The 21379-nt window shown below is 61.0% G+C and carries 18 protein-coding genes; 15 read left to right on the forward strand and 3 right to left on the reverse strand.

The window, feature by feature from the left end:
* Positions 1-374: 374 nt before the first annotated feature.
* Positions 375-2591, reverse strand: coding sequence for an acyltransferase family protein (locus DW195_RS03120; RefSeq protein ID WP_118205828.1), 2217 nt, complete (start codon positions 2589-2591; stop codon positions 375-377).
* 187 nt (positions 2592-2778) lie between these two features.
* Here DW195_RS03120 and DW195_RS03125 point away from each other — a divergent pair, with 187 nt between their 5' ends.
* From DW195_RS03125 to DW195_RS03135, 3 genes are all read left to right on the forward strand, one after another.
* Positions 2779-3774 carry a ribokinase gene (locus DW195_RS03125; RefSeq protein WP_118205829.1) on the forward strand — a complete coding sequence of 332 codons (996 nt, stop codon included), beginning with the start codon at positions 2779-2781 and terminating at the stop codon, positions 3772-3774.
* A 4-nt stretch (positions 3775-3778) separates the two neighbouring features.
* Positions 3779-4753 carry a nucleoside hydrolase gene (locus tag DW195_RS03130; RefSeq protein WP_118205830.1) on the forward strand — a complete coding sequence of 325 codons (975 nt, stop codon included), beginning with the start codon at positions 3779-3781 and terminating at the stop codon, positions 4751-4753.
* A 203-nt stretch (positions 4754-4956) separates the two neighbouring features.
* Entirely contained in the window at positions 4957-5967 is a 1011-nt protein-coding gene (locus DW195_RS03135) for a LacI family DNA-binding transcriptional regulator (protein WP_118205831.1), read from the forward strand.
* On the opposite strand, the gene DW195_RS03140 is transcribed toward DW195_RS03135, so the two are convergent.
* Positions 5964-7004, reverse strand: a complete 1041-nt coding sequence (locus DW195_RS03140) for a LacI family DNA-binding transcriptional regulator (RefSeq protein WP_118205832.1) — start codon at positions 7002-7004, stop codon at positions 5964-5966. The two genes, DW195_RS03135 and DW195_RS03140, sit on opposite strands and share 4 nt — an antisense overlap.
* A 153-nt stretch (positions 7005-7157) precedes the next feature.
* On the opposite strand from DW195_RS03140, the gene DW195_RS03145 reads away from it, so the two are divergent.
* From DW195_RS03145 to DW195_RS03195, 11 genes are all read left to right on the forward strand, one after another.
* Positions 7158-8630, forward strand: coding sequence for an alpha/beta hydrolase domain-containing protein (locus tag DW195_RS03145; protein WP_118205833.1), 1473 nt, complete (start codon positions 7158-7160; stop codon positions 8628-8630).
* 29 nt (positions 8631-8659) lie between these two features.
* The gene (locus tag DW195_RS03150; RefSeq protein ID WP_118205834.1) at positions 8660-10282 is read left to right on the forward strand and encodes a DUF4038 domain-containing protein; all 1623 of its coding nucleotides are present in this window, start codon (positions 8660-8662) and stop codon (positions 10280-10282) included.
* 94 nt (positions 10283-10376) lie between these two features.
* The gene (locus DW195_RS03155) at positions 10377-11648 is read left to right on the forward strand and encodes a PTS sugar transporter subunit IIC (protein ID WP_158558708.1); all 1272 of its coding nucleotides are present in this window, start codon (positions 10377-10379) and stop codon (positions 11646-11648) included.
* 90 nt (positions 11649-11738) lie between these two features.
* Complete coding sequence (locus DW195_RS03160) at positions 11739-12041, forward strand: PTS sugar transporter subunit IIB (protein WP_118205835.1); 303 nt, start codon at positions 11739-11741, stop codon at positions 12039-12041.
* 2 nt (positions 12042-12043) lie between these two features.
* Positions 12044-12361 (forward strand): PTS lactose/cellobiose transporter subunit IIA, encoded by a 318-nt coding sequence (locus DW195_RS03165; protein ID WP_118205836.1) that lies wholly within the window; start codon positions 12044-12046, stop codon positions 12359-12361.
* A gap of 282 nt (positions 12362-12643) precedes the next feature.
* Positions 12644-14044 (forward strand): L-fucose/L-arabinose isomerase family protein, encoded by a 1401-nt coding sequence (locus tag DW195_RS03170; RefSeq protein ID WP_118205837.1) that lies wholly within the window; start codon positions 12644-12646, stop codon positions 14042-14044.
* Between the two features lie 2 nt (positions 14045-14046).
* The gene (locus tag DW195_RS03175; RefSeq protein WP_192934535.1) at positions 14047-14883 is read left to right on the forward strand and encodes a transketolase; all 837 of its coding nucleotides are present in this window, start codon (positions 14047-14049) and stop codon (positions 14881-14883) included.
* A complete protein-coding gene (locus tag DW195_RS03180; RefSeq protein ID WP_099432483.1) occupies positions 14876-15817 on the forward strand; it encodes a transketolase family protein in 942 nt (313 codons plus the stop codon). Before DW195_RS03175 ends, DW195_RS03180 begins: the two co-directional genes overlap by 8 nt.
* A 56-nt stretch (positions 15818-15873) precedes the next feature.
* Entirely contained in the window at positions 15874-17364 is a 1491-nt protein-coding gene (locus DW195_RS03185) for a glycerol kinase GlpK (RefSeq protein WP_199576299.1), read from the forward strand.
* Positions 17365-17516: 152 nt separating this feature from the next.
* Positions 17517-18005: an S-ribosylhomocysteine lyase gene (locus DW195_RS03190; RefSeq protein ID WP_117770240.1), complete on the forward strand. Its 489-nt coding sequence runs from the start codon at positions 17517-17519 to the stop codon at positions 18003-18005.
* Positions 18006-18149: 144 nt separating this feature from the next.
* On the forward strand, positions 18150-18794 hold the full coding sequence (locus DW195_RS03195) for a DUF4867 family protein (protein ID WP_118205839.1): 645 nt from the start codon (positions 18150-18152) through the stop codon (positions 18792-18794).
* A 195-nt stretch (positions 18795-18989) separates the two neighbouring features.
* On the opposite strand, the gene DW195_RS03200 is transcribed toward DW195_RS03195, so the two are convergent.
* Positions 18990-20096: an ATP-binding protein gene (locus tag DW195_RS03200; protein ID WP_118205840.1), complete on the reverse strand. Its 1107-nt coding sequence runs from the start codon at positions 20094-20096 to the stop codon at positions 18990-18992.
* A gap of 392 nt (positions 20097-20488) precedes the next feature.
* On the opposite strand from DW195_RS03200, the gene DW195_RS03205 reads away from it, so the two are divergent.
* Positions 20489-21337 (forward strand): PRD domain-containing protein, encoded by an 849-nt coding sequence (locus DW195_RS03205; protein ID WP_118205841.1) that lies wholly within the window; start codon positions 20489-20491, stop codon positions 21335-21337.
* Positions 21338-21379: the final 42 nt, after the last annotated feature.

Below are 21379 nucleotides of genomic sequence, written 5' to 3' on the forward strand. Positions count from 1 at the left end.
CTTGCAGCGACGGACCTCGGGACGCTCTTACACCACGTCTGCGCGCGCCACCGTCGCGCGCTACCGCAGGGGCGCCATTTTGGGTGGTTTTGCCTGCTACTAAAATGGTAACAGTACTCATATTTGCCCCTTTTTGTCCACGACCTCTTGGAGCCGGCTCGAAAAGAGTGATTTTGGGTTGTTTGCTTCGGGTGTGGGCTTGGAAACAACGTTCGGGGTGGCGAGGCGCCCAGAATTCGGTCGCAAGGAGGGCGTTCCTCGGCTGTGCCAGGAGTGTCCCTAGGTGCCGGCACATAAGGAACGTCCCTAACCGCCGGAGGGGGTGCCTGCCGTGGCAGGCACCCCCTCCGGATGTGGGAAGTTTGCGCTGCAGGTTACTTGTCGGTGCCCAGCTTGTGCGGCTTGAGAGCGAGCGCATTGACGAGCGCGTCGGTGGCAGACTTGACGGCCGCCGGCTGCGGATCGTTGACGTGATCCTCGGGATGCACGGGCAGGTCCTTCTTGACTGCATCGCGGATCAAGTTGAGGTACTCAGTCACGCCAGTGGTCGACAGGTGCGTGCCATCGCCATCGAACAGGTCGTTGCGATTGGCACTGTATCCGTACCAGTCGATAACGCGCACGTTCTTGTAGCGCGTAGCGGCGTTGGCGATGGCCTGGTTGGTAGAGCCAACCCACGGCTGCGGGCTGCGCGTGTTCACAAACACCACAATACGCTTATCTCCTGCATCGGCCATGATGGCGTCAATCTGGTCGTCGGTTACCAAGCCATTGGTTCCCAGCGCAAAGACCACGATCTTGCCGGCAAGGTTCTGTTGGAGATAGCCCTCAAATGTCGCGCGGCCCGCATCAAACTGGCGGCCCTTTTCGGCATCGATGTGACTGTGGGGGAACACGCCGTCAAAGGAATCAACGGCGCGCAGCGACACGGAGTCACCGATCATCAGCAGGTCGTAGGATCCGTCGGGGAAGCCGTCGTTGTCCTTGTCGGTGTCGTCGGCTGCCTGTTGGTCCGTTGGCGCGGTGTTTTTGGCTTCCTTGTTGAGGACTTCGGCGCCCTCACCGCTCAGTGCGGAAGTTTCCGGCACAAAGATCAGGCCGCCCAGCGCGATAACAAGCACGATGCCGCAAGTGGCGCACGCGGGAATATGCGCGCGCACCCAGTTGGTGGGCGTGGTGGTGCCGTTGCGGAACTCGGATACGGTGCGCCCAAAGGCGCCCTTTCTAAACGGCGTCTCGATAAAGCGATATGAGCATTCGGCTACGGCGACCACCAACAACACCTGCAAAATGTACTGCCACCACGGCGTATCGTTGATGTTGGCGACCGGGTTCATGAGCAACAGTAGCGGATAGTGCCACAGGTAGATGCTGTACGAGCGCTTGCCAACCCACACGAGCGGCTCGGCGGACAGCGCGCGGGCAACCATTCCCTGGGGCTGCACGCAGGCCGCGATGACCATGAGCGTGAGGATGGAGCATGACAGCGTGCCGCCGCGATACTGGAACGCGGTGTAGCCGTTGGTGAGCGCGACCATGGCGGCAAGGCCAACCAGACCCACGACGCCCAACATATCGATGGATGCGGGCGAGGACCAAAAACGCACGAGGGCGCTCGGCTGTGCCGGGACGGTCTCGGCTGCGCCGTCGGTCGTAGCGTCATGCTTGCCCTCGGCGTTCTTGCCGTGCTTGGCGGCGCCAGCCAGGCGATTGAGCCCCAAACGACGAGCGAGACGCACCGGCGCCAGGTCGCGATCGGGGATAAAGGCCATCCAAGCGCCCAGCAGCAGCGAGAACACGCGGGTGTCGGTGCCGTAGTACACGCGGCTGGGGTCGGCGGCGGGGTTATAGAGCACCATCATGGCGATGGCGGAGACAGCAGCCAGGCCCAGAACCACGCGGCGTGTGTTGGGCTTGCTCATGTGCATGGATACCATAGCGAGCAGCAGCGGGGGCCAAACCAGGTAGAACTGTTCCTCGATGGCGAGCGACCAAAAGTGCGTAAGCGGCGAGGGGTCGCCCAGGGCGTTGAAGTACGAGACGTTTTGGGCAATTTGCCACCAGTTGTTGAAGAACAGCAGCGACGGCAGGATGTCGGGGCGCATCTTGGTGAGCATCACGTGGTTAAAGATGGTGCACAGCGCGCAGGTCACGAACACTACCGTTACCACGGCGGGGACCAGGCGACGGATGCGGCGAATCCAGAAGCTCTTAAGGTCGATGCGGCCGGTCTTAGCGACTTCGTTGAGCAGCAAGCGCGTGATCAGATAGCCCGAAAGCACAAAGAAGATCGTGACGCCAAGCAGGCCGCCCTGAGCCCACGTGAGGTTGAGGTGATAGAGCACCACCGCGACGACGGCAAGCGTGCGCAGACCGTCGAGCGCAGGGATGTAGCGGGACTTGGGGCGAGCAGGCGTCTGCTCCGCGGCGGGAGTGTTGGCGCGGCCCGCGTTGTTGGCAGAAGCGCGATGGGGGCTCGCGGTGCGTCGCGGCTCGTTGGCACGGCGCTCGCCCTTCACGCGTTCGTGCGGCGCCGGCTCGTTGCCCGTGCGGCGTCGACCGCGCGAGCCCGATTGCGAGAGTTGTTCCATAAAACATCATCCAATGACGAGAATAATCAGCACGTATTCATTGTAGCTGCCTGCCCCTGTGAATGCTTGCTGCTGGCGCAAGCTCAAGCGCGCGTCCACATCAAAGTGGACTAAAGTTATAGGGGGTGCGAGAGTGCACAATCGTTGGTCGACGGTGGGCGCAAAGCCTGAAGACGAGGAGGTTTCCATGGCGGATCACAGCATCGTTGCGGTGTTCGGCAGCATGAACATGGACCTTTCGGTGGCGTGCGAGCGCATGCCGCGCGCGGGCGAGACGGTCGATGGCAGCGGTTTTATCACCAACGCCGGCGGTAAGGGAGCCAATCAGGCCGTTGCCGCTGCGCGCATGGGTGCGCGCACGTGCATGATCGGCGCTGTTGGGCGCGATACCTTTGGCGATGCGCTCGTGGCAGGGCTCCAGGATGCCGGCGTGGGCGTTGAGTTTGTGGCGCGTCGCGATGACGTGGAGACCGGTACCGCGACTATCATTCGCTGCGAGAGCGACAACCGCATCGTGCTGTCGCCGGGCGCCAACCATGCGCTTGCGGGCGAGGACGTTGCCCGCGCACTGAGGCGCTTGGTGGCCGACGAGCTCGACGGCGATGCCAGCGAGATTGCCCCGGCTGCCGGAAGCGTCTTTATTGCCCAGGGCGAATGCGATCTGATGGCAACGGCCGCCGCGCTCTCTTGCGTTCACGAGCTGGGGTTCTATACGATCTTTAACCCGGCGCCCGCCTGCGACCTGCCGGCAGGAGCGTGGCCAGCGGTCGACCTGGTCTGCCCCAACGAGACCGAGTGCCAGGTGCTGACGGGCATTCTGCCTACGGATGATGCGAGTTGCGTCGCCGCGCTCAATGCGCTGCTCGACAAGGGCGCCGGGGCTGCGGTCATCACGTTGGGCGGCGCCGGCTCGGTTACGCTCGGCGATGGCGGTGAGCCGCTGCGCATGCCGGCGCTTTCGAGCGCGGTGGTCGATACGACGGCCGCGGGCGATACGTTTATCGGCGCGTTGGCGGCGGCTCGTCTGGAGGGCCTGCCGCTCTTTGAGTGCATGGCGGCGGGCGCTCGCGCCTCGGCGGTGACGGTGTCGCGCCTGGGCGCTCAGCAATCAATTCCCACGCGTGCGGAAGTCGAGCACAAGTTTGGTTTAGACGGTTTGGATGTAGACGGAGAAGCGGAGTAGAACAATGGCAACCAAGAAGCTGATCCTTGATCTGGATATGGGTGTGGATGATGCGATGGCGCTTGCCTATGCCATCGCGAGCCCCGAGGTGGAGCTCGTCGGCATCACCACGTGCTTTGGCAACGTGCGCGTCGAGCAGTCGGCGCACAACTGCTTGGCGGTGCTCGACCTGTTGGGTCGTCCCGAGGTGCCGGTGTACCTGGGCGCCGATTGTCCCATGAAGGCAACCGAACCCTACACGCCGCCGGCGTCCACCACGCTTATCCACGGCAAGAACGGCATCGGCGGCGCAAGCGTGCCAGCCTCGCCGTACGAGCCGGTGGGCGCGACGTCGGCCGATGGCAATGCGGCGGTCGATTACCTGATTGATGCCGCGCGTACCTATGGTCCCGATCTGGTCTACGTTGCGACCGGCCCGCTCACCAATCTGGCGCTTGCCCTGGAGCGCGATGCGGCGGCGATGATGTCCATCGGCCGCGTGGTCGTGATGGGCGGTGCGCTTACCGTGCCCGGCAACGTGAGCGCGGGCGCCGAGGCCAATATGGCAAGTGATCCCGAGGCGGCCGATGCCGTGCTGCGTTCGGGTCGCAAGCTCACTATGGTGGGGCTGGATGTGACGCATCGCGTGGTGCTCACGCGTCGCGACATTGCCGGCTGGACGGGCTCGGGCACTATGGCTGGCTGCGCGTTTGCGAGCATGGTCGAGCACTATATCGGTTCGTACGAAATGAACGCGCCCTACCTGGGCGGCTGCGCGCTGCACGATCCGCTGGCGGTTGCCGTGGCGATTGATCCCACGCTCGTGGGTGCGCTCGGCTGTAACCTGCGCGTTGACTTGCTGGGCGAGTATCGCGGCCGCACCATCTGCGACGAGCACCGTCTGTCCGATCCAGATAAGAGCGCGCTCGTGGCGCTCACCGTGGACGCCTCACGTTTTCTCGTGGAATTTAAGGCACGCATGGCTCGCATCCTTGGCTAAACGGCTTCTGTGCCCCGTTCCAGATTAGCTACCGAGTAAATACGCCCGTTGGGGGAATAGTCGCGTCGCTTCGCTTGACAACAGGCTAAACTAGCTATTAAACATTTACTATTCTGTTTAGATTGAATTTGCGGTCGTTTAGTTGTCGAGTCACGGGGCGGTCAGGCCACGATGCTCCGCCACGACCGTTGCTAGGGGGAACAATGGCCAAAGCAAGTGTTCGCGAGATCAGCCGCATCACCGGTTTTTCGCCTGCGACCGTGTCCAACGCGCTCAACCGCAAGCGCAGCGTGAGCGAGGAGACCGCCAAGGTCATCTTGGAGTGTGCGCAGTCGCTCGGCTATCAGCAGTCGACGCAGCTCGAGAGCATCCAGTTTGTGCTCGCGCGCAAGACGGGCGCCATCCTGGATGAGAGCACCTTCCACCCCGCGGTCATCGAGGGCGTGGAGCGCCAGGCGCGTCGCCACGGCATGAGCACGAGCTTTGTCTCGCTCGACTTTAGCGACCTGGACGCCGTGCGTCCGCAGGTCGAGGGCCTGATCACCGACCCGTCTGCCGCCATCGTGCTGATGGGCACCGAGCTGGGTGAGGAGGACTACGCCCTGTTCGCCAACGCTGCCGCCCACCTGATTGTGCTCGATGGCTGGAGCGATCGTCAGTACTTCGATGCCGTAGTTATTGCCAACACCGATTCGGTGCTGCGTGCCGTGGACTACCTTATCGAGAAAGGCCACAAGCAAATCGGCTATCTGGCAGGCGACCTTCGCATCCGCAACTTTAAGGATCGCGAGCGCGGCTATCGCCAGGCGCTTGAGGATGCGGACCTCGAGGCAAACCCGGCATGGCGCGTCACGCTGGGCACCACGCTCGAAGGTGCCTATCGCGATATGGGCGCGTGGCTCGACAATGCCTCGCACGACGACCTGCCGACGGCTTTCTTTGCCGAGAACGACGTGCTCGCCGTGGGTGCCATGCGCGCGTTCAACGAGCACGGCATTCGCGTGCCCGAGGATGTCTCGATCATCGGCTTTGACGACCTATCTCTGGGCGCTTTTTCCAACCCGCCGCTCACCACGGTGCATGTTCCCAAGCACGAGGTGGGTGAGATCGCGGTGCGCCGCCTGGTGGGCAACATCCGCAACCCCAAGAGCTACACCTGCAAGACCGCCGTGTCGACCTATTTTGTCGAGCGCCAAAGCGTGCGCGAGATCTAGGCGGAACGGCGTTTGATAAGCGATGCCCCCAGCTCGATTTTGAGCGGGTGGTGCTCGGCCTCGTCGATGACCTCGACGAGGCGTCGTGCGGCGATGATGCCCATATACTGCGAAGGAACGTTGAGCGTGGTCAGCTGCGGCTGAACGTAGGTGCCGCCGATGTTGTTGTCGAAGCCGACGATGCGTACGTCTTCGGGCACGCGATAGCCGCGCTCGATGAAGGCTTTCATGGCTCCAATAGCCATATCGTCAAAGACGGCGACGTAGCTTTGGGCAAGGGGCTCGCCCGAATCAATAATGTCGAGCATGCCCGAGTAGGCCTCGTCTAGATCGACGGCGAGCTCGTGGATGATGCCGCATTTTTCCGACCCGGCTAGCTGACCGATGGCGTGCTCGTAGGCGAAACGTCGTTCGGCGAAGTTGCCCAAGGTAATGGGCGTCGTTAACAGGCCGGGGACCGATCCATACTTCGAATACAGGTACTGTACGGCAAGTGTCATACTGGCAGCGTTGTCGATCTTGACCGTGTCGACCCCAACGCTCATGCATGAGTCCAGCAGCAGCAGAGGGCAGTCCAGCGATGCAAACGGCAAAAAATCCGACTCGTACATCTCGGTTGCGAGGATGATGACGCCGTCATATCGTGCCTCGGCGATGTCGGCGATGTCGGCGATGTCGGCGATGTCGGCGATGTCGGCGATGTCGGCGATCTGTTGGTGAATGTTTTCGAATGGCGAGTAGTTCACCAGCGAAAACGAGAATCCCGCATGCCTAAGGGCGCCCTCGACTCCGGCGAGCATGTCGGCGAAAAAGGGGCTCGCAAAGATGCGGCGCCGGTTAAAGGCAACCAAGGCAACGGTTCCGCTTCTTTGTCGCTCGAACTTAATCTTGCTAAAGTCGTAACCTAGGGCTTCAGCGGTGCTGAGCACCAGCTGCCGTGTTTTTTCGCTTACGCCGCGTCGATTGTTAAGTGCAAGGGAGACGGCCGCTGCCGAGATTCCCAGCTGATCAGCAATTTGTTTTGCAGTAACGGCCATGGTGGTTCCTAACGGTTGTTAACTTAAAACGAGCTTAACACTCGGCTGTTCATTAAGCTAAATATTTAGTAAGTCAACTTAAGAATCGATAGAAGTTAAGTTGCGTCCCCAGTAGAGTTTGTCTCAACAAACGCAACAACAAGGGGGGACGAGATGATCAGCGTTATTTCCGAAATGCCCGTTACGGATGAGAGCTATCCGTTTTCGAGTGCCGAGCGCTACTGTCATCTGAGCGCGAATGGCTACGTCGAACGCGAATATCGCGTTGACGGCACCGCCAACGTGTATCGCACTGCCGACGAAGATGGCGGCGTAGAGGTCATGACCGCCGATGCCCCCTATTCCAATCGCATTGTTGTCCGCGCGCCCAAAGATCCGGCGCAGGCGAGTGGCAACGTGGTGGTCGAGATTATCAACCCCACATCGTTCATGGAAATCGAGCGCATGTGGATTCTGGGCTACGGCGAGTTTGTGCGCTCTGGTGACATCTATGTGGGCATCACCAGCAAGCCCAATACCATCGCCAAGCTCAAGGAATTCAATCCCGATCGCTATGCCTTTATGAATTGGGCGAACCCGACTCCCGAGCGACCCTTCGACTATGATCCGGCCGAGCTCGAGCGCGGCGGCGCACTTCCCGACATGGACATCTCCTACGAGACGGGTCTGTTTTGGGATATGCTGACCGATCTTGCGTGGCTCCTGCGCGAGGACTCCGACCTCAACCCGATCCGCGATTATCCGCACCAGGCGATCTGCCTTACGGGATGGTCCCAGTCAGGCGCCTATCTGTTCCGCTACCTCAACAGCTTTGCCTATCGCGAGGAGGTGCGCCGCGACGGCCGCGTGTTTGACGGCTATCTGTCCGGCGGCGGCATCCATTCGCTGTGCACTCCCGTCAACCAGTATGAGTGCTGCCGGGGCTATGCGCATCACCTGATGCGCGTGGAGCACGTCGAGGAGCCGTTCATCGCCCTTCAGACCGAAAGCGAGAACGGTCGCTTTGAGAGTTGGCGCACGCTTATGCCCGATAGCGATGCCCCCGATTTTAAGTACCGACTGTACGAGGTGACGGGCGCCTCCCACGATACGCAGTGGAGCTATGTCGACTATTACCAGGACGACGAGGATCTTAAGCGTATCGACCACCTGCCGGTGTATGTCGGCAAGCATGCCGAGGCAAACGCCTATCCGTCGCAGTATCTCTTCCACGCTGCCTTCCGCAACCTGTTCCGTTGGGTCCGCACCGGCGCCGCGCCGGCAACGTGCCCGCGCATTGAGCTGGATGCAAACGGCGAGAACGTAAAGGATGCCCTGGGCAACACCAAGGGCGGTCTTCGCACCTGCCTGCTCGAGCATCCGTTTGCCCGTTACTCCAACACGAGCCTGGTCGAGCCGGGTCAGGGCACGGTCGATAAGACGAGCGACAAGGATGGGCTGTTTGGCCACATGGAGTCGTTCTCGGCATCGATGCTCAAGGAGCTGTACGGATCGCTCGAAAACTACCGCGCCCTGTGCGAGCGCGATACGGCGATTGAGGTGTCGCAAGGCTTTGTCTGTGCCGAAGACGCCCGGGCGATCGTTGACTTTGCCGTGAGGTCCGCGAGCGAGCGAGGACTGAACTAGTAGGTATTAAGACCGGAGAGGGGTCTGTAATGGATACGACGTTGAACCAAGACGCTGTCGCCGAGATCTGGCGTCCGGTCGTTCTGACGTTTGAGAGCGCCTGTTCGTTCGACAACCCGTTTTTGGATGTTGAGATTTGGGCGGAGTTTGTCGGTCCGAGCGGCAGGGTGATCCGCCGCGAGGCCTACTGGGACGGCGACCGCACCTACCGCGTCTCGTTTGCCCCGACCGAGCTCGGCGCTTGGAACTATGGTATCGAGGCTCCCGAGCAGACCGGTCTTAATGGCCGTGTGGGCAGCGTCGAGGCTGTACCGTACAAGGGCGACCTCGACCTGTATCGCCACGGCTTTATCCGCGTCGCGGACAACCCGCACTTATTTGCCTATTCGGATGGCACGCCGTTTTTTTGGCTCGGCGACACCCACTGGGAGTTTGCCTACCGCGAGAGCTGGGACAAGTCGAACCACCCTGGCATGACGAGTCAGTTCCGCGGCATGGTCGACCTGCGTGCCAAGCAGGGATTTACCGTCTACCAGACCAACTTGCGCTCTGACATGGGCGCAGATGGTCGCTACTGGATTGACGGCGGTATGCCCAAGGGCGCAGAGGATCTGCCCAATGTTGCTTTCTACCGGCAGGAGCTTGATCGCCGCATGGCCTATGTCGCCGATGCCGGTTTGGTCAACGCGCTTGGCCAGGCATGGGCGTTTTCTATTCGCGGCGATCATGGCGTGGAGCATCAAAAGCACCTTGCCCGCTATCTGGTGGCGCGCTATGGCGCATATCCGATGGTTTGGACGCTTGCCGGCGAGGTTGCCGGGTATGGCAAAGAAGATCGAGCCGCTTTGATCGACGGATGGCGTGAGGTCGCCTTGGAGATCGAGGCCCGCGACGGCTATGGCCACCTGGCTACGGCGCACTATACCAACGAGCGCCCCTTTGCCGATTACTACCAGGACGAGGCTTGGATGGACTTTACGCTCAACCAGGCCGGTCATGGCGATTACCTGATCAAGGCGAGCGACTACTTTGACTATCTGGCAGCTCATGACGACAAGCCCTTCGTCGAGGGCGAGGCGCTCTACGAGTTTTGCTCGACGCTCGAGGAAATGGGTACGCGCCTGTGCACCGCAGACATGTTGCGTCGCGTGGCGTATATCTGCATGCAGGCGGGCGGCGCTGGCTATACCTACGGAGCCCAGGGCATCTGGGACAACGTGTGGGAAAGTCCCGAGGAGCTCGATCCCTTTATGGCGATCTTCAACCGCTTTGGCATTACGTGGGCCCAGGCGGTAGACGGAGAGGGTGCAGTCCAGATGGGCTATATGCGCTCCTTCTACGAAGAAAATCACTTCTGGGAGCTCGCTCCCTACGAAACGACCGATGCGGGCAACCTGTTTGCCAACAAGGCTCCGCTGGCAACCGCCAACCGAGACCTTTCGCGCATCGTCGCGTACTTTGGCGATACCGTGCGCCGAAAGCTTGCTATCGAGGGCGTGCCGACGGGCGCTGCCTATGCAAGCCGATGGTTTAACCCCCGCACGGGCGCATACCGTGACGGCGAGAACGTCTCTGTCGTCACGGACAGCATCACACTGCCTGACAAACCCGAGGTTGGGGATTGGCTCCTCGTCCTCGAGCTCAAGGCATAACCATATTTCCCTTGGTCATAGGCGGGAAAGAGTCGGCCGCAATTTCCCGCTTGACAGCTAGATGAATCGTTTAGAGAGGATCAGTGAACACGAAATGAGCGTTCTCGATTCGATGCAGGGCTTCCTCGAGAAGCACGTGGGCCCCATTGCCCACAAAGTGAGCAGCTTTAAGGTCGTAAAGGGCCTTATGTCCGGCATGATGGCGACCATGCCCGTTACGCTGGGCGTGGCGCTGCTCTCCATCATCAACGGACTGCCGATCCCGCCGCTGCAGGCGTTCCTTACCGGCACTGGCATGTCGGCGACGATTGCCGATGTGTTGGTCGTCACCATGAACCTCGGTGCCATCTACATGTGCGCTTCGGTTTCGTACTCCTACGGCAAGGTGCTTGAGAACAAGGGCCTTACGACGACGGTTGCGTCCATTGGCGTTCTGCTCCTGCTGATCCCGCTGGGCCATGCCGAGGACGGCTCGACCTTCATCACCACCCGTTACCTGGGTAGCTCGGGTCTGTTCGTGGCCCTGCTCGTGGCGCTGATCGTGCCGAAGGCGCTCAACTTCCTTATGAAGCATATCGCCATTCCCATGCCCGATTCCGTTCCGCAGTTCGTCAACGACTCGCTGTCCCCGATGTTCTGCGCCATCGTCATCTTTACCTCGGCCGCGCTGCTTAAGTGGGGCATGGGCCTGACGAGCTACGGCGATGTCTTTAACCTCATCAACTCCACCATTGCGGTGCCCGTTATGTTCCTGGGCTCCAGCCCGTGGGCCGTCGTCGTCTACTTTATCCTGTGCAACCTGCTGTTCTTCTTTGGTGTACATCCCAGCGTCCTGATGAGCGTGTACATGCCGGTCGTTTCGACGTGCGCTCTGGCCAACGTCGAGGCATACCTTGCCGGCCAGCCGCTTCCGTATCTGCCGTTCATCGTTATGTTCTCCGTGGGTTCTGTTGACGCCCTGGGCATGGAGCTTGCACTGCTCACGGCCAAGTCCGAGCGCTACAAGACGCTTTCCAAGGTCGCTCTGGTGCCTGCCATCTTCAACATCTCCGAGCCCATCATCTTTGGTACGCCCGTCGCCATGAACCCCTATATGTTCATCCCCTACATCCTGCTCAAGCCGGTCGCATGCGCCGTTGCCGCCATTGGCCTGCTGCTGGGTCTTGGCAACGCGTATAACCCGACGGTCAACATGCCGTTCGTCGTGCCGCTGCCCATCACCGACTTCTTCATCGGCGGTCCTGGTCTGGTTGTCATTGTCTGCGCTGCGATTCTCGCCGTTGCCCTGCTGTTCATCCCGTTTGTCAAGATGGCCGACAAGGAGGCCCTCGAGGAGGAGGCCGCCGCAAAGGCTTCTGCCGAGTAGGTCATTGTCCGTAAGTTCGTAGGTTCGGCCGATCGCGTTGATTGCCGAAACATATAAGTCCCTGTGAGGGGTTACAGGAAAGGAACTGCAATGAAAAACATCGTTCTTATGTGCGCCGGTGGCATGTCCACGAGCATCATCATGAAGAACATCAAGAAGGCTGCCGACGCCGAGGGTCTGGAGTGCAAGGTCTCCGCCCACGCCGTCAGCGAGGCTGCCACCATCGGACGCAATGCCGACTGCATCCTGCTTGGGCCGCAGGTTGGCTATGCCAAGGACGAGGTTTCTGCCGCATGCCCCGAGGTACCGGTCGGCGTGATCCCCATGGCCATCTACGGCATGATGGACGGCGCCAAGGCTCTGGCCCAGGCCAAGGAACTGATGGGACTGTAGGTATGACGGCAGAAGAGATTCAGCTTCAGAGCTTTCAGATCATTGCAGGCGTCGGTTGCGCGCGCAGCTGCTACATCGATGCGATTCACCTAGCTCGTGATGGCAAGTTCGAAGAGGCCGAGGCGAAGATCGCCGAGGGCCAGCAGCACTATGCCGAGGGTCACGCGGCTCACGGTGGCCTTGTCCAGCAGACTGCAGCTGGCGAGAACCTGAGCATCGATCTTTTGCTTGTCCATGCCGAGGATCAGCTTATGAGTGCCGAGGGCTTTGGCATCCTTGCCAAGGAGTTCGTGGACGTCTATCGCAAGATGGGCGCGTAACCACGGGCCTTGCAGCCAGATTACCCCCGCGGGCGGTGTGCTCGCGGGAATAGGGCGGTATTGATTTCGCGTACATACATATGCGGATAGAGAGGGTCCTTCGGGGCCCTCTTTTTGTTGCCCTTGTATGTTCAGATTGTTTACATACCGTTTAGGCTGATTTCTCTACCGTTTACGGGACTTTCGCGCTAAACTACTAAACAAAAGAGTAAAACATTTAGTAAACAGAACAAAACGAAACATGCGTCTGTTTACTGAACATGTGATTAGGGGAGGACGTACATGGATAAGATCAAGCTCGGCTTTGTGCCCACGCGCCGCAGTATCTTTAGCGCGCCGGACGCGATCAAGTATCGCGGCCTGACGGCTGATCGCCTGCGCGAGATCGGCGTCGACATCGTGGATATCGACGACATCAACGACGAGGGCCTGCTATTCGACGACAGCCATATCGCGCCTATCGTCGAGAAGTTCCGCGCCGAGGGCGTCGACGGCATCATGCTGTGCCACGCCAACTTTGGTACCGAGTATGTCTGCGCCCGCCTTGCCCGCGAGCTCGGCCTGCCCGTGCTGCTGTGGGGTCCGCGCGACGAGCGCCCCGAGCCCGACGGCACCCGTCTGCGCGACAGCCAGTGCGGCCTGTTTGCGACCGGCAAGGTCCTGCGCCGCTTCCAGGTGCCCTTTACCTACATGACCAACTGCCGCCTGACCGACCCCGAGTTCGAGCGCGGCGTCTGGGACTTCCTGGCAGTGTGCAACGTGGTCAAGACCTTCAAGCACACCCGCATCCTGCAGATGGCCACCCGTCCGTTCGACTTCTGGTCGACCATGTGCAACGAGGGCGAGCTGCTCGAGAAGTTCAACATCCAGCTTTCGCCCATTCCCATGACTGAGCTTGTCCAGGCCGTGCGCGACGCCCAGACCGACGAGCAGGCCATGGCCGCCATGCTCGCCCACATTAGCGACAGCTTTGAGATCTGCATCCCCGAGGATAAGGTTCCCGCGGTCGCCGGTCTTGCCATCGCCATGAAGCGCTTGGTCGAGAAGTACGGCTGCAACGCCGGCGCCATCCAGTGCTGGAACGCCCTGCAGGACGAGCTGGGCATTATGCCCTGCGCCGCCAATGCCATCCTCAACGAGATGGGTATCCCCATCGTATGCGAGACCGATATTCACGGCGCCATCACCGCGCTGATGGTCGAGGCCGCCGACCTGGGCCGTCACCGCGGCATGTTCGCCGACTGGACCGTGCGTCATCCCGACAACGAGAACGGCGAGCTGCTGCAGCACTGCGGCCCCTGGCCCTGCAGCTGCGCGGCTGTCAAGCCCAAGCTCACTTACCCGCTGGCTTTCGATCACCCCGGCGCGCTGACGGCCGAGGCCAAGCACGGCGACCTCACCCTTGCCCGCTTTGACGGCGACAACGGCGAGTACTCGCTGCTGCTGGGCAACGCCCGCGGCATCGACGGCCCGGCCGGCATGGGCACCTACCTGTGGGTCGAGGTCGAAAACCTCAAGCGCCTCGAGGCCAAGATCGTCGAGGGTCCCTACATCCACCACTGTGTCGCCGTCCACGCCAACGTGGTGCCGGTGCTCTACGAGGCGTGCAAGTACATCGGCATTGTCCCCGACCTGTACGATCCCATCGAAGAAGACGTCAAAGCTTACCTGCGAGGAGAGTAGAAATGGCAACTATCGAAGAGCTTGAATCCCTGCGTTGGGACCTTCGCCGCGATTGCGTCGATATCATCATGGCTGGCGCCGGCGGGCACATCGGCGGCGACATGTCGGTCATCGATGCGCTGATGACCCTCTACGCCAACCACCTCAACATTTCTCCCGAGACCGTCGACGATCCCAACCGCGATCGCTTCGTGCTCTCCAAGGGCCACGCCATGGAGGCCTACTACGCGGTGCTCTGCCACGAGGGCTATCTTGACCTCGATGACGTCAAGGCCCGCTTCTCCAAGTTCGGCAGCCCCTACATCGGCCACCCCAACAACAAGCTCAAGGGCATCGAGATGAACTCGGGCTCGCTGGGTCACGGCCTGCCCGTGGCCGTCGGGATGGCGCTTGCCGGCAAGATGGATGGCCGCGACTACCGCGTCTACACCATCATGGGCGACGGCGAGCTTGCCGAGGGCTCGGTCTGGGAGGGCGCCATGAGCGGCGGCAACTACCAGCTCGATAACCTGTGCGCGCTCGTGGACCGCAACCGCCTGCAGATCAGCGGCAGCACCGAGGACGTCATGAAGCAGGACTCACAGGAGGAGCGCTGGGCCGCCTTCGGTTGGAACGTGCTCTCCATTCCGGGCAACGACATTCAGGCCATCGACGCCGCGCTGACGCTGGCCGCCGAGACCAAGGGTAAGCCCACGGTTATCATCCTCAACACGGTGAAGGGCTACGGCTCGCCGGTTATGGAGGACAAGGCCGCCTGGCATCATCACCTGCCCAACGATGAGGAATATGCCCAGATCATCGCCGATTTCGCTGCCCATAAGGAGGCTATCAATGGCTAACAAGATCGCCAACCGCAAGGTTATCTGCGACACGCTGCTCGAGGCCGCCGCAACCGATAAAGACATCGTCGTCCTGTGCTCCGACTCCCGCGGCTCCGCGTCGCTCACGCCGTTCTTCGATCAGTATCCCCAGCAGTCCATTGAGGTCGGCATTGCCGAGCAGGACCTGGTGAGCATCGCTGCCGGCATGGCCTCGTGCGGTAAGAAGGCCTGGGCCGCCTCGCCGGCGTCCTTTGTGACCACGCGTTCGTATGAGCAGTGCAAGGTCGACGTTTCGTACTCCAACACCAACGTCAAGCTCATCGGCATCTCGGGCGGCGTGTCCTATGGCGCCCTGGGTATGAGCCACCATTCTGCGCAGGATATCGCCGCTATGAGCGCGATTCCCAACATGCGCGTGTATCTGCCGAGCGACCGCTTCCAGACCGCCGAGCTTGTGCGCGCCCTGGTAGCCGACAACAAGCCGGCCTACATCCGCGTGGGGCGCAACCCGGTCGAGGACGTGTACACCGAGGACGAGTGTCCGTTCCAGATGGATCGCGCCACCTGGGTGCGTCGCGGCACCGATGTGACGCTCGTCGCCACCGGCGAGATGGTCCGCCACGCCGTGGACGCCGCCGATCTGCTGGCCGAGCAGGGAATCTCGGCAACGGTGCTCGACATGTACTGCGTCAAGCCGCTCGACGCCGAGGCCGTGATCGAGGCCGCCGGCGCCACGCGCGCCGTCGTGACCGTCGAGGAGCACAGCCCCTTCGGCGGCCTGGGTTCCATGGTCGCGCAGGTCGTGGGCGAGCATTGCCCGCGTCCGGTCAAGTGCCTCTCCCTGCCCGACGCGCCGGTCATCACCGGTACGAGCCCCGAGGTCTTTGCGCACTACGGCCTGACGGGTGCCGGAATCGCGCAGACCGTCGCCGAGTTCTTGCCCGCAGAGTAACTGGAATGTGACAAAGGGACCGCCCCTTTGTCACATTCGTTTTGAAAGGGGTGGCCATGGGCCGCTACATCATCGGAATCGATCAATCCACGCAGGGCACCAAGGCGCTGCTGGTGGACGAGGGCGGCCATTTGATTCATCGTGCCGATCGCTCGCATCGCCAGATTGTCAACGAGGCCGGCTGGGTGAGCCATGATCCAGCCGAGATCGCCGCCAACGTGCTGGCCGTGGCGCGCGCCGTGGTGGAGGAGACCGGGGTCGATCCGGCCGACGTCGCCGGCATCGGCATCTCCAACCAGCGCGAGACTACCGTTGCCTGGAACCGCACGACGGGCGAGCCGCTGTGCGACGCCGTGGTGTGGCAGTGCGCCCGCGCCCGCGAGCTGTGCGACGAGCTGGCCGCGCGCGAGGGCGTGGCCGAGCTGGTGCGCGACACGACGGGTCTAGTGCTCTCGCCCTACTACCCGGCGGGCAAGATGGCCTGGATCCTCGCGAACGTTCCCACGGCTGCCGAGGCCGCTGCAGCGGGCGAGCTGTGCCTGGGCACCATCGATGCCTGGGTGGTCTGGACGCTCACGGGCGGCGCGGAGTTCCGCTGCGACTGGTCCAACGCCAGCCGCACGCAACTCTTTGACCTGCGCCGTGGCTGCTGGAGCGAGCCGGTGTGCGAGGCCTTTGGCGTTGACGTGGCCTGCCTGCCGCAGGTGACCGATTCCGATGGCCTGTTCGGCATGACGGACCTGGGCGGCTTTTTGCCGGCACCCGTGCCCATTCACGGCGTGCTCGGCGACAGCCATGCCGCCTTGTTTGCGCAGGGCTGCCATAGCCGCGGCATGGCCAAGGCGACCTATGGCACCGGCAGCTCGGTCATGATGAACGTCGGCGACGAGTTCGTCGCCAGCTCGCACGGGCTTTCGAGCTCGCTCGCATGGCGCATGGACGGCGTGACCGAGTACGTGCTCGAGGGCAACGTGAGCTACGCCGGCGCCGTCAAGACGTGGCTGCGCGACGATCTGGAGCTCATCAATAACCCCGAGGAAGTTACCGACCTGTGCTACGCCGCCAATCCGGCGAGCCGCGTCTACTTTGTGCCGGCGTTTACCGGTCTGGGCGCGCCGCACTGGGCGAGTGACGCCGAGGGCTGCGTCTTTGGCATGACGCGCACCACGGGTCGCGCGGAGTTCGTGAAGGCCGCCGACGAGTCGATCGCCTATCAGATCTTTGACGTGATTGATGCGATGGTCGAGGATTCGGGCGCGGCGCTGGCCGAACTTCGTGTTGACGGCGGTCCCACGCGCGATGCGTACCTGATGCAGTTTGAGAGCGACCTGGTTGGCTCGCCCATCCGCATCGCGAGCAACGACGAGATGAGCGGCCTGGGTGCGGCCTGGGCCTGTGGCATTGCGCTGGACATGTACACGCGCGATGTCGTCGACGTCTACGGCGCCCGCGGCATCGTGGAGCCGTCGATGCCCGCCGACGAGCGAGCCAAAAAGATCGCCGGCTGGCGCCACGCCGTGAAATCAACGATTGCCTACACTGCCTAGCATGATTTTTCTGGGACGGGGATTAAAAACTCATTGACCCCCGTCCCGGGTAGCTCATTTGGGACGGGGCTTTTTTGACTGGTATGATTGGTGCGACCATTCCAACCAGCTAAAAGAGCCCCGTCCTAAATTGACTATCGAGAGGATCTGCCATGGAGCGTATCGCGAGTTTTTCCGTTGACCATCTGCTGCTTGAGCCCGGCGTGTACGTGAGCCGCATCGACCGCGATCCGGCGACCGGCGCCGCCGTCACCACGTTTGACCTGCGCCTGACCACGCCCAACAAGGAGCCGGTCATGAACACGGCCGAGTGCCACACCATCGAGCACCTGGGCGCGACGTTCCTTCGCAACCATGCCGAGTGGTCGAGCCGCATTGTCTACTTTGGCCCCATGGGCTGCCGCACGGGCTTTTACCTCGTCGTATTTGGCGAAGTGACGAGCGAGGAGATCCTGCCGCTCGTGCGCGAGCTGTTTGAGTTTGTCGCCGGCTTTGAGGGCGATGTCCCCGGTGCCGCTCCCGAGGAGTGCGGTAACTATCTGGACCAGAACCTTCCCATGGCTAACTGGCTCGCGCGTCGCTACCTCGACCGCGACCTGGCCGATATCGACGAGAAGCACCTGCACTATCAGCAGGCGTAAGGGCTTTATCGTTCAAAACGCGCGCATTGGGCGCCTTCGCTTATGCGGGGGCGCCTTTTTGTTGAGTGGTCGGGATGAGCGTTCAAAATCGCTTATGTTTGTTCTAGAATGTTCGTACTGTCACATAAACGAACAGGAGTGAACATGCATATCTACTCTGTCAACGATCCCGAGTTCAAATCCTATGGCAACGTTTGGGATAACGTTCCGTCCGAGCTCACGTCGCCCGTGCTCGAGGCGCTCTCTGCCACGCCCATCCCCGAGGGCAGCAAGTACGTAGCAAGCGCGCCGGAGCTCGAGGGCGTCAAGGATGCCGATAAACTGGGCTTTCTCATGTTTGGCGGCCGCCCCTTCCAGCTCGGCTGGTGCAACGGCCACAACACGCAGCTCAACTGCCTGGAGTATCACCGCGCCAGCGAGTTTAACCTGGGAGCCCGCGACTTTATCCTGCTCGTGGCACATCGCTGGGAGATCGAGGACGGCAAGCTCGACACCGCGTGCGTCAAGGCGTTCCGCGTGCCGGCGGGTACGGTCGTCGAAGTCTTCAACACCACGCTCCACTACACGCCCTGCATGGTCGACGACGGCGGCTTCCAGGTGATGGTGGCGCTGCCGGCGGGCACCAATGGCCTGCGCCCCGAGGCCGCAGCCGACATGACCGCGGCCGGTGACAGCTACTGCTACTGGAAGGCCGACAAGTGGGTTCTCTGCCACGCCGACAGCCCCAAGGCAGCCGAAGGTGGCTACGTAGGCCTCGTCGGCAAGAACCTCGACATCACCTGTGACTAGCATCTTCCGTCTCGATTTGTAACATCTAGCGGGCTAAATCGTCTCTACCTGTTACAGATTTAGACAAACTGCGGGGGGCTGCCCGAAAATCTCGATCTGTAACACCAAGCCCGGTTTTGGCTGCTTACCTGTTACAGATTGAGACAAACCTGCCCAAACCACCACAAAGGTGCCTGTCCCCTTTGTGGTGGTTGTCTAGAGCTGGCTGCGCAGATAATCGGCCATATATGGGACGGCGAAGCGCACGTAACCACGGCGCGCCTGCTCGATAACGCCGGCGTCAATGAGGCGCCGGCGATATTTCTGTGCATAGTCGGGCGTGACCGACATGCGCTCCGCCACATCAGAAATACGCGACACAGCGCCTTCGTCGTCAGTCATTGCGGTGAGAAACGCGACGTCTTGGTCCGATAGCGCGGCGAGCGTCGTTTCGCAAACATCGTTTTCGAAGTCGACCTTCGAAGCTTCGATGGCTCCGTCGATTTGCCCTTGCGCTGCGCGTTCTCCAGCCTTGCAGCGATTGGCGATGTTATAGCCGATCAGCTGCAGCATATAAGGGGAGCCTTGGGTTGCGCGAGCGGCACGGAGGCGAAGATCGCTTGGAATGTCAATGCTGAGCTCTTCGAAAGCCCGCTGGTAATAGGCGTCGACATCTCCGACCGAAAGCGGTTCGAGCGTGACCTTGCGAGCGCGGTTGAGAAATGTCAGCACGCGGTCATTGAGTGTTGCGCAGACGGCTCCCGGAAGGCCTGCCATGACGAGCGCGACGTTGAGTCGTTCGCCGACCAGTTCTTGATAGGCGGTGACGAGCTGTCTGATCTCGGGTGAATTCGCTTGGAGCTCGTCGATGAGGATGAGGATACCGTGTCCCTGCTTGGTCAGTTTGCGCGCGAGCTGTGTGAGTTTGAACTGAAAGCTTTTGGTCTCCTGCACGTCTCGTGTGAACTCGAGGCCTGCCGAGAACCCAAAAACACTTAGACTGCCGCTCGTGAGTTTGGGAAGGCGGCGTTTATTGACGTAAGGCTCGCCTGCTTCCTGGATCTTCTCAACAATGCGCTCGAGCATATCCTCGGAGGCTACGGTGGGCGTAGCGACAACAAAGCCGAGCTTGCGTGCGCGGTCGGCAAGTTCCCACAGAAGAACCGTCTTGCCGCTGCCTCGCTGTCCAAGCATGAGCATGGCTCGGTCGCGATTGCCCGCCTCTTGCTCAATGCCAGATACGAATGTCGAAATTACCGCTTCGCGCCCGACTAGATAAGAGGGGCGATTTCCAAATGAGGGGGAGAAGATGGTCTCAGTCATAAGTCTCCTTTCCTTTTTTTCCTATTTTTTCCTTTTTTTCCTATTCGGTCAAATGACCTGCTGCCGAGGGCGGCTACGTAGGCCTCACCGGCAAGAACCTCGACATCACTGTGGACTAGGGTCCTTGTCTCAAACCACCACAAAGGTGCCTGTCCCCTTTGTGGTGCGCCTTTGGTTGCCTTTGCCTTGGGGGGGGGTCAAGGGATGAACGGTGGAAAAACAGGGGCGAACGGTAACTTCTATAAAATCACTTTAATAACTCAGCAAAACCTCTATACTGGCAACTGCACCGCGTTACTCCTCGGGAGGCGCCACGAGCACATGTCATAGCAACCGCCGACTCGAGAGCCGGTGTGGTGAGATGTCCAAGTGGAGCCCAGGGGAGTTTTTTCATGCTGATAACCAAGGCAATAAACAACAACGTTGTCCTTGCGGAGGACGATGCCGGGCGCGAGCTCGTGTTGTTTGGCAAGGGCCTTGGCTTTCGCGGCGCCCCTTCCTATATTGAGGACGAAAGCTCCATCCAGCGGAGCTTCCGCGATATCAGCCCTGAGATGTACGATGCTGTCGCATCGCTTTCGGACGATGTCATCATTATCGCGTCGGGTATCGTGGATATCGCACGCAACGAGCCCAACTGCACGCTCAATCCCAATCTAGTCTTTACGCTCGCCGACCACCTTCAGTTTGCCATCGACCGCGCCCGCAAGGGAGCTTCGATCAAGAACCCGCTCTACGAGGAAGTCCGCCTCGTCTATCCGCGCGAGGCCGAGGTCGGTCGCCGCGGCGTCAAGCTCGTTATGGCTGTGGCCGAGGACGTTGATTTTCCTGAGACCGAGGCCGCTTCGATTGCGCTGCATATCGTCAACGCCGAGATGGTCGATGACGAGAACGCGGGCGCAAAGGGCAACATGGACTTGGTCGTAAAGAGTACCGAGGTCATCGATGCGGTTACCGGGATTATCGAGCGTACGCTTGGCGAGACCATCGACCGCTGCTCATATAGCTATGCGCGCTTTGTGACCCATATGCGCTTTCTTATCAGCCGCCTTATCAAGGGTGAGGACGAGGAGACGCGCAATAGCGATCTTTTCAAACGAGCGACCAGCGAGTTTTCAGACGCGTACGCCTGTGCACGCGCAATCGACGAATACATGAGGGCAACCTGCGGCTGGCACTGCACGGACGAAGAGCTGCTCTATCTGATGATGCATATCAACCGGCTCTGCCCGGGACATTGATACGGAGGCCGGGCACCCGTCTAACTGCCCAACTGGCCGGCT

Source organism: Collinsella sp. AM17-1, from assembly GCF_003470665.1.
In the GTDB taxonomy this organism is placed as follows: domain Bacteria; phylum Actinomycetota; class Coriobacteriia; order Coriobacteriales; family Coriobacteriaceae; genus Collinsella.